Origin of the sequence: Blastococcus sp. Marseille-P5729 (assembly GCF_900292035.1) — a bacterium.
GTDB lineage: Bacteria > Actinomycetota > Actinomycetes > Mycobacteriales > Antricoccaceae > Cumulibacter.
On sequence record NZ_OMPO01000003.1, the window covers coordinates 306,470 to 322,832 of the forward strand.

Consider the following 16,363-nt stretch of genomic DNA (forward strand, 5'->3'; position numbering starts at 1 on the left):
GTCGTGGGTGTGCTCTTCTCAGAACACTTACGACGTTAGGTTCTCGGCGGACGCGGCGGATCTGACGAAAGTCACGACTTCGATGGTCGGCGTACGACCCTGGTCGTACGCCGCAAGACCTGCGGGGCAGCGGAGCACGCTACGACGTGGATAGCGCGCTCCGCTCCCCCGCAGAAGGTGGACTACCTAGCTCTAGCGGCTCGGGACCTGGCGGACGGCGCCGGTGCTACCGGAGGTGACCATCGCGGCGTACGCCTGCAGCGCCTTCGAGACCTGCCGGTCGCGCTCGCCGGGCTGCCACGGATGCTCGCTGGCCTCCATCTTCGCGCGGCGCTCAGCGAGGACGTCGTCGCCGACGTTGACCCGGATCAGTCGCTTGTGCACGTCGATCTCGATCTCGTCGCCGTCCTCGATCAGGCCGATCGTGCCGCCGGAGGCGGCCTCGGGCGAGATGTGGCCGACGCTGATCCCCGACGATCCGCCGGAGAACCGGCCGTCGGTGATCAGCGCGCACTCGCGGCCCAGGCCCAGGCCCTTGATGAAGGACGTCGGGTGCAGCATCTCCTGCATGCCCGGCCCACCGGCGGGGCCTTCGTAGCGGACGACGACGCAGTGGCCGGGCTGGACCTTCTTGCTGAGGATCGCCTCGACCGCGGCCTCCTGCGAGTCGACGACGAGGGCGGTGCCGACGAAGTGGAACAGCTCCTCGTCGATGCCGGCCGTCTTGATGACCGCGCCGTCCTCAGCGAGGTTGCCGTAGAGGACGGCGAGGCCGCCGTCGGCGGTGTAGGCGTGCTCGAGGTCGCGGATGCAGCCCTCGGCGGCGTCGGTGTCGAGGGCGTCCCAACGATTGGACGTCGAGAACGCCTCGGTGGTGCGGACGCCGCCCGGAGCCGCGTGGAACAGCTCGATCGCCTTGTCGGTGGCCTTGCCGCCGCGGACGTCCCAGTCGTCGAGCCAGCTCTGCAGGTCAGGCGAATGCACCGAGTGGACGCCGGTGTCGAGCAGCCCGGCGCGGTTCAGCTCGCCCAGCAGGGCGGGGATTCCGCCGGCGCGGTGGACGTCCTCCATGTGGTAGCTCGGGTGGTTGGGTGCCACCTTGGACAGGCACGGCACGGCGCGCGACAGCTTGTCGATGTCGGGCAGGGTGAAGTTGATCTCGCCCTCAAGCGCGGCCGCCAGAATATGCAGCACAGTGTTGGTCGACCCGCCCATCGCGACGTCCAGCGCCATGGCGTTGTGGAAGGCCTTCTCGTTGGCGATGCTGCGCGGCAGGACCGACTCGTCGTCCTGGTCGTAGTACCGCTTGCACAGGTCGACGATGATGCGGCCGGCCTCCAGGAAGAGCTCCTTGCGTGCGGCGTGGGTGGCCAGCGTCGAGCCGTTGCCGGGCAGCGACAGTCCCAGCGCCTCGGTCAGGCAGTTCATCGAGTTCGCGGTGAACATGCCCGAGCACGAGCCGCACGTCGGGCAGGCGCTGCGCTCGACGGCAGTCAGACCCTCGTCGGTGACGTCCTCGGCGGCGGAGGCGTTGATCGCGGTGATCAGGTTCGTCGGCGTGCTGGCGACGCCGTCCACGACGACCGCCTTGCCGGCCTCCATCGGGCCACCGGAGACGAAGATTGCCGGGATGTTCAGCCGCAGCGCGGCCATCAGCATGCCGGGGGTGATCTTGTCGCAGTTGCTGATGCACACGAGGGCGTCGGCGGTGTGCGCGTTGACCATGTACTCGACCGAGTCGGCGATCAGCTCGCGGGAGGGCAGCGAGTAGAGCATGCCGTCGTGGCCCATGGCGATGCCGTCATCCACCGCGATGGTGTTGAACTCCTTGGAGACGCCACCGGCCTCGCGGATGGCGCCCGCGACCAGGTCGCCCATGTCCTTGAGGTGCACGTGGCCCGGCACGAACTGGGTATAGCTGTTGGCGATCGCGATGATTGGCTTGCCGAAGTCGCCCTCCTGCATGCCGGTGGCGCGCCACAGCGCTCGGGCACCGGCCATCTGGCGGCCATGGGTCGACGTACGTGAGCGAAGCTCGGGCATGGGACTGCTCCTGGTGGATCGGCTGCCCGCGGACGATCGCGGGGTACCCGTCAACGCTACGCCGACCGCTTGCGCCGTGCACGCCGCCGTCTCACCATCCGGCGGTGGTCGCACCGGCGGGCCGCTCCAGCGGGCTTGAAGTCACGAAGCGGGATCCTCCTCAGCAAGAGGGGATAAATCCCCTCCTGCTCACGGCAACCCCTCCGCCGATGACGTGCTCCACTGCCCCGCAGAACCAGGAAACTACTGGCGGACGTCGCGGAAGGGCACGTCCTTCGACTGGTCGGCCTCCTTGCGCAGGCCGAGCATCCGCTCGCTGATGATGTTGCGCTGGATCTGGTCGGTGCCGCCGCCGATCGAGGTGAAATAGGCATCCAGGGTGAAGAAGTTCGCCACCTCGGCGTCGCTCGGCGGGTCAGTGCGGTCGTCGTACAACGTCGGCGCGCCGATGATGTCGCGGCGTAGCCCGGCGGTGCCGTGCAGGATGCGCGACATCATCAGCTTGCCCAGGGACATCGCGGCAGCGTCCTGCCCGCGGCCTTCGGCGGCGTACCGCGCAGCGTTGAGCCGGGCGGCGGTGCGCTCGGCATAGATGTCGGCCAAAGCCTGCACGGTGGCCGGATCGTCGAGCTTGTCATGGCGCTCGGCGAGGTCGATTAGGTCATCCGAGGTGCCGACATAGCGCGGGTCGTCGGCGCGGGAGCCGACTCCGCGGGCGCCCATGACCAGTCGCTCGTAGCCGAGCGCGGTCATCAGGGTGAGCCAGCCGGCGTCCACCTCGCCCAGCCGATTGGCGTCGTCCACGAACGCGTCGGTCAGGAACACCTCGTTGAAGTGCGCGTCGCCGGTGATCTGCACCAGGGGACGGACCTCGATGCCGTCCTGCTTCATCGGGATGACGAAGAAGCTCATGCCGCGGTGCTTCGGGACGTCGACGTTGGTGCGGGCGGCGAGCAGGCCGTAGGTCGCCTCGCGCGCTCCAGAGGTCCAGACCTTCTGGCCGTTGACGCGCCACTGGTCGCCCTCGCGGACTGCGCTCGTGCGCAGGCTCGCGAGGTCCGATCCGGCTCCCGGCTCGGAGTACAGCAGGCAGCCGGTGATCGATTCGGTGAGCAGGTCCCGCAGATAGCTGCGCTTGAGCTCCTCCGAGCCAAGCTCGTAGATCACCCGCGCATGCAGGTGGTCGCGGTCGAGGCGGCCGGGTGCGCCGACTCGCGCGAACTCCTCGCCGACCACCTCGGCGTCCGCCGCCGACAGCCCGCGGCCGAACCAGTCCGTGCTCCAGGTCGGCGCCAACCAGCCGGAGTCGACCGCGCGCTCGCGGAACTCCTTCGTGCTGCTGCCGGGCTCCCAGGTCTCGGCGAGCCACTGGCGTACTTCGTCGCGGATACTCATGCGCGGGCCTCCTCGATGCTCGGGGCGCCGCTGGCCAGCAGCGCGACATAGTCGGACTTCAGCCGGGCCGGGTCGCCGAGCAGGTGCCGGTTGGATTCCGCCCGGCGGCGGTAGAGGTGCGGGGTGGTCTCGACGGTGAAGCCGATCCCGCCGTACACCTGGATGCCGGTGGCGGCGACGTCGACGAACCGCTCCGCGCAGTAGAAAGACGCCGTGGCGACGAGCTCGGCGGCGTCCGGCTCGTCCGCGACCTGCGAGTCGGTCGCCAGGCGGGCGACCGACAGGGCCGATTCCGCGTTGACGAAGGCGTCCGCCAGCAGGTGCTTGATCGCCTGGAAGCTGCCGATCTCGCGGCCGAACTGCACGCGCTGCTTGGCGTAGTCGGTGGCAACGCGCAGCGCGGCCACCGCGCCGCCGGCGCTCTCGGCCGCGAGTGCGAGGCGGCCGGCGGTGAGCATCGCCTCGAACGCCGCGCGTCCGCGGTCGCCTCGCGCGAGAGTGACGGCAGGTGCGGAGGCCGCTGTGACGTCGGCCAGGCCCCGCGTGAGGTCGAACGAGGCGCGAGGGGTGATGGTCAGGTCGGCGGCCTCGACGGCGGCGATCTGCTCGCCACCTGCCCCGACCAGTAGGACGACGTCCGCGATGTCGGCGTCGATCACGTACCGCCGCTGGGCGTCGACCCGATCGGCGTCGAAGGCCCACAGCGGAGCATCGCTCGCGCTGCCGGTCTGATCCTCGGCCCATGCGACCGTGGCGATCGCGCCCTCCGCGATGCGCCGCAGCAGACCGGCGGCGTCGTCGGATTCTTCGGTCAGCGCGTTCAGCAGTGCCGGGGCTAGCACCCCGGAGGCCAGGAAGGGGACGGCGGCCACGTGCTCGCCGAGTGTTTCGGCGACACGCCCGGCCTCGACGAGCGTTGCCCCATCACCGCCATGCTCCTCGGCGACCAGCAGGGCGCCGACACCGAGTTCGCTGACGAGTGCCCGCCAGCCGGCCTGGGCAGCCTCGGCATCCCGCACCTCACCGGGGCGGGCCCGCGTCGGGTCGGGCAGTCGCTCCTTGCAGAACGACCGGATCGTCGTGGCGAGCTCGTCGAGCTCGCTGGGTGGGGTGGCGGCAGTCATCGGAGCCTCCGAGTGTGAAAACCGGCAGTGCCCGCGATTCTGACACGTCAGTCAACTTCTGCCGAGCCCGGGTGAGCGACAGTGTCTCCATCATGCGGAGTGCGCGTGTCAACTCTTCGCGTACCCGCCGACCGGGAGAGGCATTCCATGGTGGTCGTCGAACGAAGCGAGGAACGAGCGGAGTGGAGACGTCCGCAGGTCCGTGTGAAGGCCGCCATCGCGGGTGCTGCCGTCGCATCCCACCGGCCAGCGGGTTAGAGCGTCTCGCGGAAGCGGCGGAGGCGGGCAAGCGTGGACTCGCGGCCGAGCAGCTCCATGGACTCGAACAGCGGCGGCGACACTCGCGAGCCGGTCACGCCGACGCGCAGCGGCCCGAAGGCGAGCTTGGGCTTGATGCCGAGGCCGTCGACGACTGCCTCGCGCAGCGCCGCCTCGATGGACGGTGAATCCCAGGCCGAGACGTCCTCCAGTGCGGTGATCGCGGCATCGAGCACCGCCGGCGAGTCGTTATTGAGCGCCTTCGATATGTCGTCCGCGAACTCGATCTCGTCGTCCGGCGTGAACAGGAACTGCAGTTTGGGCAGTGCCTCCGACAACAGCACGAGACGCTCCTGGATCAGCGGGGCGGCACCCAGCAGCAGCTCGACCTGCTCGGCGGAGGGCGTCCATGCACCCGTGTAGGCGTAGTGCTCGACGATCCGATCCGTGAGCTGCTCGGCGCTCAGCGACCGGATGTAGTGGCCGTTGAGCCAGTCGAGCTTCTTCAGGTCGAAGATCGGCCCTACCGTGTTGACCTTCGCCCAGTCGAAGCCCTCGACGAAGTCCTCGAAGGTCGCGACCTCGGTATCGCCCTCGACCGGCGGGTAGGCGAGCAGCTGCAGGAAGGTGCGCAGCGCCTCGGGCAGGTAGCCCTGCTCGCGGAACCAGGTCAGCCGCGCCGCCGGGTTCTTGCGCTTGGAGATCTTCGACTTGTCGGTGTTGCGCAGCAGCGGCATGTGCGCGAGCGCCGGCGGGTTCAGTCCGAGCATCCGGTAGAGCAGCACGTGCTTCGGTGTCGAGGAGATCCATTCCTCACCGCGGACGACGTGCGTGATCCCCATGAGGTGATCGTCGACGACCACGGCGAGGTGGTACGTCGGGAAGCCGTCTGCCTTCAGGATCACCTGGTCGTCGGGTCGCGGCGCCGACACGCGCCCGCGGATGATGTCCTCGAACTCGAGTGAGACGTCGTCCGGCACGAGCATGCGGACGACCGGGTTCTCGCTGAAGCCCGGCAGCGCGGCACGCTCCTCGCGGGTCTTGCCGTGGCAGAGCCGGTCGTAGCCGGTCACCGACGCCTTGGCCGCCTGCTGCTGCTCGCGCAGCTCCTTCAGCCGCTCGGACGAGCACCAGCAGTAGTAGGCATCGCCGGACTCCAACAGCTGCTCGACGAACGGCCGGTAGGTCTCCAGGCGCCCGCTCTGCCGGTCCGGCGCGTACGGGCCGCCGACGTCCGGGCCCTCGTCCCAGTCGAGCTCCAGCCAGTGCAGGGTGTCGAAGACCTGCTGCTCGGACTCCGGGACATAGCGCTGGCGGTCGGTGTCCTCGATGCGCAGCACGAACTGACCGCCGGTCTTGCGGGCGTAGGCGAGGTTGAACAGCGACATGTACGCCGTCCCGACATGGGGATCACCGGTGGGAGAGGGCGCAACGCGAAGACGAGCAGGTGTAGTCATGATGCGTTCAGGTTACCGACCGGGTGGGGGAGGGCGCGTTGGTAATCTGGCGCGCATGACCGACCCCTCGGCGGGAGCCACCGACTTCATCTCCGACATCGTCCGCGCGGACAACGCCAGCGGCGTCTTCGGTGGCCGGGTCCAGACCAGGTTCCCGCCCGAACCCAACGGATACCTGCATATCGGCCACGCGAAGTCGATCGCGGTCAACTTCGGCACCGCCGAGCGCTTCGGCGGCCAATGCAAGCTGCGCTTCGACGACACCAACCCCGACACCGAGGACGCTGAGTACGTCGACGCGATCGTTCGCGACACCGCATGGCTGCTCGGCTACGCACCGGTTGACGTCGTCTACACCTCCGATTACTTCGAGCAGCTCTACGCCTGGGCCGAGCTGCTGATCAACGAGGGCAAGGCATACGTCGACGACCAGGACGGCGACACCATCTCCGAGCAGCGCGGCGGCTACGGCAAGCCCGGCCTCGAGTCGCCGTATCGCAACCGGCCGGCGTCCGAGTCGCTGGACCTGCTGCGTCGGATGCGTGGCGGCGAGTTCCCTGACGGCTCGCGCTGCCTGCGCGCGAAGATCGACATGCAGGCCGAGAACATGTGGCTGCGTGACCCGGTGCTCTACCGGATCCGCCGCGGGCACCACCACCGCACGGGGGAGGAGTGGTGCATCTACCCGACGTACGACTGGGCACATGGGCAGAGTGATGCGATCGAGGGCGTCACCCACTCGCTGTGCACTATGGAGTTCGAATCGCACCGCCCGCTCTACGACTGGTGCCTCGAGCAGCTGCCGCTGCCGTACGAGAAGCCGCAGCAGACCGAGTTCGCCCGCCTGGAGATCACCCACACGATCACCTCGAAGCGCCGGCTGCGCACCCTCGTCGAGGACGGCGTGGTCGACGGGTGGTCCGACGCCCGGATGCCGACCTTGTCTGGCCTGCGCCGGCGCGGTTACCCGGCGTCCGCGATCCGCGAGTTCTGCGCCGAGACCGGCACCACGCGCACCAACTCGCGGCAGTCCATCGAGCTGCTCGAGTGGTACGTGCGGCGTTCGCTGAACCTCACCGCGCAGCGCCGCATGGTGGTGCTGCGCCCGTTGCGGCTGGTGCTCGACAACTGGCCGGTGGACGACTCAGGCAACCCGGTGGTCGAGCACTTCGAGGTCGCCAACAACCCCGAGAACCCGGACGACGGCGTCCGCCGCGTGGCCTTCACCGGCGAGCTGGTCATCGAGCAGGACGACTTCGCCGAGGTGCCGCCGCCGAAGTTCTTCCGGCTCTCGCCGGGCAAGGAGGTGCGGCTGCGCGGCGCCTACCTGATCACCGCGACGGACGTCGTGAAGGACGACGACGGCAACGTCATCGAGGTGCGGGCCACGTACGACCCCGACTCGAAGGGCGGCACCGCGCCCGACGGCCGCAAGGTCAAGTCCACGATGCACTGGGTGTCGGTGCCGCACGCCGTGCCGGTGCGGGCCGCGCTGTACGACCGACTGTTCACCGCCGCCGTGCCGGGGGAGGCGACCGACGAGCCCCTCGATGACCTCAATCCCGACTCGCGGGAGCTGCTGGGCGGGGCGCTCGCCGAGGCCGTAGTGGCGGACGCCGACCCTGGTCAGGTGCTGCAGTTCGAGCGGCTGGGCTACTTCGCCAACGATACCGACGAGCCGGGGCTCTTCCACCGCACCGTCGGTCTGCGTGACGAGTGGGCCGCCATTCAGAAGCGCGCTGCCAGGTAGCCGCCGAAGCCGCTGTCCACAGGGTTGTCGGATGTCGTTCGTGCAACGTAGGTTGGAGCATGGCCTCACGGTGCTGGATGCCTGGACGCGGCACGAGCCGGTCAGCTGGGACCACCGCATCGGGCTGGAGCGGGTGAAAGCCATCGCATCCGCCGGGGCTACAGCAGGCCGACGTCGTGCGCGAACAGCACCAGCCCGACCCGGTCACGTGACTGGGTCTTGTGCAGCAGCCGACCGATGTGGGTCTTCACCGTGCCCTCGGCCATGTGCAGGGATGCTGCGATTTCCGGGTTCGTCGCGCCCGTGCAGACCTCGGCGAGCACCTCACGCTCACGCTCGGTGAGCGAGTCCAGCCGCTGGTCGTCCACCTGCGCCGACGGGACGACGGGGGAGAACTGCTGCAGCAGTCGCCTGGTCGCGCTGGGCGCCAGGACCGCCTCGCCGGATGCGATCGACCGGATGCCCGACAGCAGCTCGTCCGGCCGGGCGCCCTTGAGCAGGAACCCGCTCGCCCCGGCCTGGAGCGCCGACACGAGATGCTCATCGGTATCGAAGGTGGTCAATATCAGGATCCTCGGAGCGTCGTCGCCGTAGCGCTCCATCACCGCCCGGGTAGCCGCGACGCCGTCGAGCTGCGGCATCCGGATGTCCATCACCACCAGATCGCACGGGGTGGCGGCGAGCTGGCCCAGCACCTCGGTGCCGTCGCTGCACTCGCCGACTACCTCCATGTCGTCCTGCGAGTTGATCACCATCGCGAAGCCGCTGCGCACCAGCGCCTGGTCATCGACGAGCACGATTCTGATCGTCATGAGGTCCTCTCGGTCGGGGTAGCGGGAAGCGGGATGGTGGCGCGGACGGCGAACCCGCCGCCGACTCGGGGCCCGGCCTCGAACGAGCCGGCGTACTGCTCCACTCGGGTCTGCATGCCTCGAAGGCCGTTGCCGCCACCGTCGGAGGTGGTGATCCCGCGGCCGTCATCCTCGACGTCGACACGAAGCAACGAGCCGGTGTGTGCCACGCGCGCGTGCGCGACCGCCTTCGGTCCCGCGTGCTTGAGGGTGTTGGTCAACGCCTCCTGGACGATGCGATAGGCCGAGAGCGAGATGCCGGGTGGGACGGCGTCCAGCGCTCCCTCCGTGTGCAGATCGACCTGCAGTCCGGCTCGCTCGACATTGCTCACGAGGTCCGGCAGGTCGTGCAGGGTCTTGGCCGGCGCCAGCTCGCTGGTGGGGTCCTCGCCGCGGCGCAGGGCGGCGACCTTGGCTCGGATCTCGTCGAGCGCCTCCCTGCTGGTCTCGCCGATCTGCTCGATCGCCTGCTGCGCGCGCCCGGGGTCCTTCTGCACCAGCATGGCCGCGCCGTCCGCCTGCGCGACGATGATCGCCAGCGAGTGCGCGAGGATGTCGTGCGTCTCGGCGGCCAGCCGGCCGCGCTCCTGCTCCGTCGCGAGGCGGAGCTGCTGATCGGCCTCGTGCTGCAACAGCCGGTTGCGTTCGTCCAGACCGGCCATCTGCGCGTCGATGGCCCGCGCCTTCGCGCGCTGGGAGCGCCCGAGCGCATAGCTGATCACGGTCACCAGCCACATGCCGCCGATCGCGATGGCGAAGTCGGTCAGCCCGACCTCGACGCCGAACTCGCGGGGCCCGCGAAGCACCCAGTAGATCCCGGCCCAGACCGCTCCGCCGAGCGCGAGAACCAGCGCGCTGTAGCCGAACCACACCGGGCAGTAACGTGCGGCGACGTGCACGGCGACGAGCACGAGGATGTCGCTCGGCGCTCCGGAGGTCGTCGGCACCAGGAGCATCTCGAGGACGGCGATGACAGCGGTACCGCCGACGTACACCAGCGGATAGGTGCGGCGGATCACCATGATCAAACACATGACGACCGGCACCAGCTGCGCGACGGGGCCGTACTCGATGCCGAAGGTTGTGCCCCCGAGAATGCCCAGCACCAGTGTGCAGACGATCGCGATGAGGGTGTCCGCGACCAGCACGTTGCGCTCGTACCAGCTGGCCGGCTGCAGAGTGCGGGGGACGGGCGAGCTCACCGGCCCAGGCTACTGGCCGAGGGCGCCGACGACATCCGACCAGGGTCTGCCCCGGCGTACCACCACGGTCTCAGGGAGCAGTTTTGAGACCGATCCCAAGGACTGGTCTCGGGGAGTGGGCTCAGGTCGCCTCGAGGGCGAGCAGGACTCGCTTGGCTTCGGTGCCGCCGAGGTACTGCCCGATGCTGCCGTCGCTACGCACCACGCGGTGGCAGGGAACGACGATCGGGACCGGGTTGTGCCCGCACGCCGACCCGACCGCGCGCACGGCCTTCGGGCGGCCGATGGCTGCGGCGATATCGGCGTACGACGCCGTCCGGCCGTAGGCGATCGAGGGCAGGTGCTCGATCACGGCACGCCGGAATCCGTCGATCAGCCGCAGGTCCAGCGGCAGGTCGATCGTCTGCATCTCGCCGCTGAAGTACTGATCGACGCCGCGTGCCTCGGCCTCCAGCTGACCGGGTGCCTCGAGGATGCGGGGGCTCACCGCTGCCGCCAGCTCGCTCAGTACCGTGTCAAAGCCTTCGAGCGCGAACGCCACGCGCACCAGGCCGACGGGTGTCCGCGCCAGCAGCAGCGAGCCGAGGGGGGAGTCGACGATCCGGTAGGCGACGTCCAGGGAGCCGTCGAGGACTGCGGCGTCGACCAGACCGTCGCGCAGCCGAGAGACGTCGGCTGATGCGGCGGCCAGCCGCTGCGGGAGATCAGGCACGGTCGGGCTCCTTGTCATAGTTGTATCGGAGGGTGCGGACGCCGTCCGCAGCGGCGCGACGCGCGGCTGCTTCGCTGCCACCGACGATCTCGGCGATCTGGCGGTAGCTCAGGTCAGCCACATATCGATAGGCCACGCACAGCCGTTGCTTCTCAGGCAGCGTGCGGACGGCGTCCCATAACGCCTCGTCGGGTTCCTGGGGCTCATCGCCGAAGCGGCCATGTGGCTCGGGCGGGTCGGCCATCGGGGCCGGGCGGCGCTCGCGGGCGCGGACCAGATCGATCACCTTACGGTGCGCGATGGTGACCAGCCAGGCTTCGATGCTGGCGGTCGGGGCGAGCTGCGGATAGGCGCGCAGGGCGGCCAGGAAGGTGGCCGACCAGGCGTCGTCGGCGTCCGCGCGCGGCAGACTGCTGCGGCACACGCGCAGCACGGCCGGGCCGTACTTTCGCACGACCTGATCGAAGGGCGGCAGTCTCATACTTGGTAGACGTCGCGGCGGCGGATGCTGTGAGGTCTCGGAACGAGAACCGGGCGAGGGAGGTGCTCGGTGCGGGCTGTAACAGCCGCACCGAACCCCCGCCCCGCCCGGAATGCTCACCCCTGCTCGGATGCCCCGAGCTCGCGTCCTGCTAGCTGTTCTTCTTGCGCACGATCAACGACACGATCAGCGCGAGCAGCAGTGCACCGAGCGCCGCCGGCGCGACCTTCTTGGCTACCGTGCCGCCGGCGAGCTCGATCAGGTCGATCGGCTCGGGCTCGCCGACCGGCGACTGTGCCGGGGAGGGCTTCTTGTCGGTGCCGGACGGCGTAGTGGACGGGGAGGCCGAGGCAGCAGCCTGCTGGTCGGCGGCGTCGCGCGCCTTGTCCTGCGGCTGGGTGCCGGGGCGGGCGTCCTTGACCGCGGCGGTATTGGCGGACGCCGCCGGCAACACTGCCGAGTCTGACCCGGACTTCGCAGACGTATCAGCCGACGCGGCGCTGCCCTTGTCGGCCGACGCGGCGGCGGTCTGGGGAGCGGCCTGGGCGTCAGCGCTCTTGCCAGCCGAGCCGGTCTGCGTGCCGGCGGTGGGCCCGTCGTCCGCCCCAAGCTTGCCGGCGAGGCAGTCGGCGAACTGGCCGATCAGCTTGTTGCCGACATCGACCATCACGCCGCGACCGAACTGAGCGGGCTTGCCGGTGATGTTGAGATCGGTGATGACCTTGCACTCGGTGGTGTCACCCGAACCGGTCAGGGTCGCGGTGATCTTGGCCGATGCGGTGCCATTCCCGCGCGAGTCACGGCCGCGGGCATCGATGACGGCCTTGTGGTTGGCCTCGTCCTTCTCTACGAACTTGGCCTGGCCCTTGTAGGTGAGGTTGATGGGGCCGAGCTTGACCTTCACGCTGCCGGTGAAGTCGTCGCCGTCCACCGAGTCGACGGCCGCACCCGGCATGCACGGGGCGATCTGACGGATGTCGAGGAGTATCGGCCAGGCCTGCTCGACGGGGACGGGGATGCTGAATGAGTGCTCGAGCTCCATGTCACTTCCTTTGGTGGTCGTGCCGCGACCGAGGGCCGCTAGGTCGTCTGTGGATCAAACCATACGTCCGCCGCGGCCGCAGCAGACGGCGACGACGGACGTATGGGTCGCACGCGGTTCTTACTTGTTGCCGTGGTCGGACTCGCCCGCCGATATCGCCTTCTGCAGCGCGCGCCGGGTCAGCACCTTCGCCAGGTGCCTGCGGTAGTCGGCCTTCGCGGACAGGTCGTCGGTCGGGCTAGTGCCCTCGTCGGCCTTCTCGGCAGCGGCCTTGAAGGTCTCCTCGGTGGCGGGCTTGCCCGTCAGCTCGGCCTCGACGCCGGTGGCGCGCAGCGGGGTCGAGCCCATGTTGGTCAGGCCGACCCGGGCGTCGCTGATCGTGTCACCGTCGACCTTCAGAGCGACTGCGACGCCGACCGTCGCCCACGCCTGGGCCATCCGGTTGAACTTCTCGTAGTGGACCTTCCAGTCACCGACCTTCGGGAACGAGACGCTGACGAGCACTTCGCCTTCCCCGATGGCAGTGGTGAGATAGTCCTCGAAGAACTCGGACGCCGGGACGGTGCGTCGTCCCTCGCTGCCGGCGATCTCGAACTCTGCCTCGAGCGCCACGGCTGCCGACCCGAGATCGCCGGCAGGGTCCGCGTGCGCGAGCGCGCCGCAGAGCGTGCCGCGATGACGCACCTGGCGGTCGGCGACCGTCTCGGTGATCTCCTGCAGCAGCTTCACGTGCTGAGCGACCAGCTCGTTCTCGAGCACCTCCGAGTGGGTCACCATGGCGCCGATCTTGATCTTGTCGCCGTCCTCGGTGACCTGCTTGAGCTCATCGATCGCGCCGATATCGACGATCGTCGATGGCGCCGCGAGCCGGAGGCGCAGCACCGGGATGAAGGACTGGCCGCCGGCGATCACCTTGGGGTCGTCGCCACCGTCGGCGAGCGCCTGCACCGCCTCCTCGACGGACGATGGCCGAGCGTAGTCGAACTTTGCGGGAATCATCGATGTCTCCTTTTGATTACTCGGCGGTGCCGTCGGTGTGGGCAGTGGTCTCTTCGGCCGCGGTCTTGGTGTGGCCATCGCCGTGGATGGCGCGCCACACCCGCTCGGGCGTGGCCGGCATCCGCAGGTCGTTCACGCCGTACTGGCGCAGCGCGTCGACGACGGCATTCATCACAGCGGGAGTCGACGCGATGCACCCGGCCTCGCCCACGCCCTTGACGCCCAGCGGGTTGGACGTCGCAGCGGTGATTGTCTGGTCGGTCAGGAACGAGGGCAGATCGGCCGCCGACGGCAGGGTGTAGTCGACGAAGGTGCCGGTGGTGAGGTTGCCGTCGTCATCGAAGATGGCCTCCTCGTAGAGCGCCTGCGCGATGCCCTGCGCCAGGCCGCCGTGCACCTGCCCCTCGACGATCAACGGGTTGACCAGGTTGCCGACGTCGTCCACGCAGGCGTACTTCACCAGCCGCGCATCACCGGTCTCGGTGTCGATCTCGACCGCCGCGAGGTGGGTGCCGTGCGGGTAGGAGAAGTTCTCCGGATCGTAGGTCGCGTCGCTGTCCAGGCCGAGCTCTACGCCCTCCGGGTAGTCGTGCCCAGCGAAGACGGCCAGCGCGATCTCCTGGATGGACAGGCCCTTGTCGGTGCCCTTGACCTTGAACTGTCCGCCGTCGAACTCCAGGTCGTCGGCGGAGGCCTCCAGTAGGTGCGAGGCGATCTTCTTGGCCTTCTCCTTGACCTTGTCCGCTGCCTTGACGATGGCGATGCCACCCACCGACAGGGACCGCGAGCCGTAGGTGTCCAGCCCCTTGTGGCTGGAGGCGGTGTCGCCGTGCAGCACCTCGATGTCGTCGTACGGCACGCCCAGCTGATCGGAGACGATCTGCGCGAACGCGGTCTCCAGTCCCTGCCCGTGCGGCGAGGTCCCGGTGATCACCTCGACCTTGCCGGTGGGCAGCATCCGGATCGAGCCGTACTCCCAGCCGCCGGCGCCGTAGTCCAGGGAGCCGAGCACGCGAGACGGCGCCAGTCCGCACATCTCGGTGAAGGTCGAGATGCCGAGGCCGAGCTGCTTGGTGGACTTCTCGGCCCGGCGCTTGTCACGCTCGGCCTTCATGTCCTCCCAGCCGAACAGCTGCAGCGCCCGGTCGGTGGCTGCCTCGTAGTTGCCGGTGTCGTAGGTGAGCCCACATACCGTGGTGAACGGGAACTCCTCGTGCTTGATCCAGTTCTTCTGCCGTAGCTCCATCGGGTCCATGCCGAGCTCGACCGCGAGCTCGTCCATGATCCGCTCGATGGCGTACGTCGCCTCCGGGCGCCCCGCGCCGCGGTAGGCGTCGGTCGGCGTCTTGGTGGTGAACACGCCGTGGCAGGTGAACTTGTACGCCGGGATCTTGTAGATCGCCGGGAACATGAATGCCCCGAGAATCGGCACGCCCGGGCCCACCAGGCGCAGGTAGGCGCCCATGTCGGCGTGCAGCTCGATCTCGAGGCCGGTCACCTTGCCGTCCTTGGTGGCGGTGATCGTGACGTCCTGGATCTGGTCGCGGCCGTGGTGGGCGACCATGAGCGACTCGGAGCGGGTCTCGGTGAACTTCACCGGCTTACCGATCCGCATCGCGACGACCGCGGCGGTCATCTCCTCAGGCGTGACCGGGAGCTTGCCGCCGAACCCGCCGCCGACGTCCGGTGCGATGACGCGCACCTTGTGCTCGGGGATGCCGAGCGTCATCGCGAGCATCAGTCGCAGGATGTGCGGCACCTGGGTCGCGGAGGTGACGGTGACTCCGCCGTCGGTCGGCTCGACGACGACCGAGCGCGGCTCCATGAACGCCGGCATCAGCCGCTGCTGGATGAAGCGACGCTTGACCGTGACCTCGGCCGACTCCTGAGCCTTCGCGGTGCTCTCGCCGGTGCCGGCCTCGGCCGAGTCGAACACCCAGGTGTACGACTTGTTGGAAGATGTGTTGGGGTGCACCAGGTCGGCACCGTCCTGCACCGCCTGCTCCATGTCGAGGACGGCCGGCAGCGGGTCGTAGTCGACCGCGACGAGCTCGGCGGCGTCCACCGCCTGGGCCTTGGTGCGGGCGACTACGACGGCGACCGCCTCACCGACGTGGTTGACCTGGTTCACGGCCATCGGCGGCGCGCCCGGGTTGACCATGTCGGGGGTGACCGGCCACGCGCACGGGACATCGCCCTGCACCTCGGCGACGTCCTTGCCGGTGATGATGTCGACCACGCCCGGCATGCCCTTGGCCTCGTCGACGCTGATGCCGGTGATCTTCGCGTGGGCCATCGGTGAGCGCACGAACGCGAGGTGCAGCAGGCCCGTAGCGGTCTTGTTGTCGGTCCACGTCGTCCGGCCGGTGACCAGGTGCTTGTCCTCGCGGCGGGCGCGGGCGTTGCCGATCTCGGCGGCGGGGCGGTCGTCGACAGCCGTCATGAGGACGCTCCTACGCTCGAGGAGTTGCCAGCGGCGTGCTTGATCGCCTCGACGATGTTCTGGTAGCCGGTGCAACGGCAGAGGTTGCCCTCGATGCCTTCTCGGATCTCCTGCTCGTCCGGGTTCGGGTTCTCGTTGAGCAGGTCGATCGCGGCCATGATCATGCCCGGCGTGCAGTAGCCGCACTGCAGCGCGTGCTTCTCGTGGAAGGCCCGCTGCATCGGGTGCAGCTCGCCGCCATCGGCAAGCCCCTCGATGGTGAGCACCTCGTGCCCGTCTGCCTGTACCGCGAGCATGGTGCAGGACTTGATCGCCTTGCCGTCAAGATGCACGGTGCAGGCGCCGCAGTTGCTCGTGTCGCACCCCACCACCGTGCCGGTCTTGCCCAGTACGTCGCGCAGGTAGTGCACCAGCAGCATCCGCGGCTCGACGTCGTCCTCATTCTTCATTCCGTCTACGGTGACGCTGATCTTGCTCATGCACCCTCCAGGCTGCGTGCTGATCGGTTGGCTTTCCCGCCGTGGCGGCATACACCGGCAGCATATGTGGTCGCCGACACATTGAGAAGGGCGGACACCCGTCACGGCAGATGCGGCGGATTCTGGG

13 protein-coding genes are annotated in these 16,363 nt (G+C 68.9%); 1 reads left to right on the forward strand and 12 read right to left on the reverse strand.

Going from position 1 to position 16,363, the window contains the following annotated elements; all coding sequences use genetic code 11:
- Positions 1 to 192: 192 nt before the first annotated feature.
- From ilvD to gltX, 4 genes are all read right to left on the reverse strand, one after another.
- Positions 193 to 2,043, reverse strand: coding sequence for a dihydroxy-acid dehydratase (gene ilvD / locus DAA40_RS14330; protein ID WP_106850413.1), 1,851 nt, complete (start codon positions 2,041 to 2,043; stop codon positions 193 to 195).
- A gap of 243 nt (positions 2,044 to 2,286) precedes the next feature.
- On the reverse strand, positions 2,287 to 3,438 hold the full coding sequence (locus DAA40_RS14335; RefSeq protein WP_106850414.1) for an acyl-CoA dehydrogenase family protein: 1,152 nt from the start codon (positions 3,436 to 3,438) through the stop codon (positions 2,287 to 2,289).
- Entirely contained in the window at positions 3,435 to 4,562 is a 1,128-nt protein-coding gene (locus DAA40_RS14340) for an acyl-CoA dehydrogenase family protein (protein ID WP_106850415.1), read from the reverse strand. The genes DAA40_RS14335 and DAA40_RS14340 overlap by 4 nt, the downstream gene beginning before the upstream one ends.
- A gap of 254 nt (positions 4,563 to 4,816) precedes the next feature.
- A complete protein-coding gene (gltX, locus tag DAA40_RS14345) occupies positions 4,817 to 6,277 on the reverse strand; it encodes a glutamate--tRNA ligase (RefSeq protein WP_106850416.1) in 1,461 nt (486 codons plus the stop codon).
- A gap of 55 nt (positions 6,278 to 6,332) precedes the next feature.
- On the opposite strand from gltX, the gene DAA40_RS14350 reads away from it, so the two are divergent.
- On the forward strand, positions 6,333 to 8,027 hold the full coding sequence (locus DAA40_RS14350) for a glutamine--tRNA ligase/YqeY domain fusion protein (protein ID WP_199849805.1): 1,695 nt from the start codon (positions 6,333 to 6,335) through the stop codon (positions 8,025 to 8,027).
- A gap of 158 nt (positions 8,028 to 8,185) precedes the next feature.
- Here DAA40_RS14350 and DAA40_RS14355 read toward each other — a convergent pair whose 3' ends face one another.
- The 8 genes from DAA40_RS14355 to DAA40_RS14390 form a co-directional block, all read right to left on the reverse strand.
- The gene (locus DAA40_RS14355) at positions 8,186 to 8,839 is read right to left on the reverse strand and encodes a response regulator transcription factor (protein WP_106850417.1); all 654 of its coding nucleotides are present in this window, start codon (positions 8,837 to 8,839) and stop codon (positions 8,186 to 8,188) included.
- Complete coding sequence (locus DAA40_RS14360; protein WP_106850418.1) at positions 8,836 to 10,080, reverse strand: sensor histidine kinase; 1,245 nt, start codon at positions 10,078 to 10,080, stop codon at positions 8,836 to 8,838. The genes DAA40_RS14355 and DAA40_RS14360 overlap by 4 nt, the downstream gene beginning before the upstream one ends.
- A gap of 121 nt (positions 10,081 to 10,201) precedes the next feature.
- The gene (locus DAA40_RS14365) at positions 10,202 to 10,792 is read right to left on the reverse strand and encodes a methylated-DNA--[protein]-cysteine S-methyltransferase (RefSeq protein ID WP_199849806.1); all 591 of its coding nucleotides are present in this window, start codon (positions 10,790 to 10,792) and stop codon (positions 10,202 to 10,204) included.
- Positions 10,785 to 11,273, reverse strand: coding sequence for an RNA polymerase sigma factor (locus DAA40_RS14370; protein WP_106850420.1), 489 nt, complete (start codon positions 11,271 to 11,273; stop codon positions 10,785 to 10,787). Before DAA40_RS14370 ends, DAA40_RS14365 begins: the two co-directional genes overlap by 8 nt.
- A gap of 151 nt (positions 11,274 to 11,424) precedes the next feature.
- Positions 11,425 to 12,315 carry an SRPBCC family protein gene (locus tag DAA40_RS14375; RefSeq protein ID WP_106850421.1) on the reverse strand — a complete coding sequence of 297 codons (891 nt, stop codon included), beginning with the start codon at positions 12,313 to 12,315 and terminating at the stop codon, positions 11,425 to 11,427.
- Between the two features lie 120 nt (positions 12,316 to 12,435).
- Complete coding sequence (locus DAA40_RS14380; RefSeq protein WP_106850422.1) at positions 12,436 to 13,314, reverse strand: xanthine dehydrogenase family protein subunit M; 879 nt, start codon at positions 13,312 to 13,314, stop codon at positions 12,436 to 12,438.
- A 16-nt stretch (positions 13,315 to 13,330) separates the two neighbouring features.
- Positions 13,331 to 15,757, reverse strand: a complete 2,427-nt coding sequence (locus tag DAA40_RS14385; RefSeq protein ID WP_106850423.1) for a xanthine dehydrogenase family protein molybdopterin-binding subunit — start codon at positions 15,755 to 15,757, stop codon at positions 13,331 to 13,333.
- Entirely contained in the window at positions 15,754 to 16,236 is a 483-nt protein-coding gene (locus DAA40_RS14390; RefSeq protein ID WP_106850424.1) for a (2Fe-2S)-binding protein, read from the reverse strand. The genes DAA40_RS14385 and DAA40_RS14390 overlap by 4 nt, the downstream gene beginning before the upstream one ends.
- Positions 16,237 to 16,363: the final 127 nt, after the last annotated feature.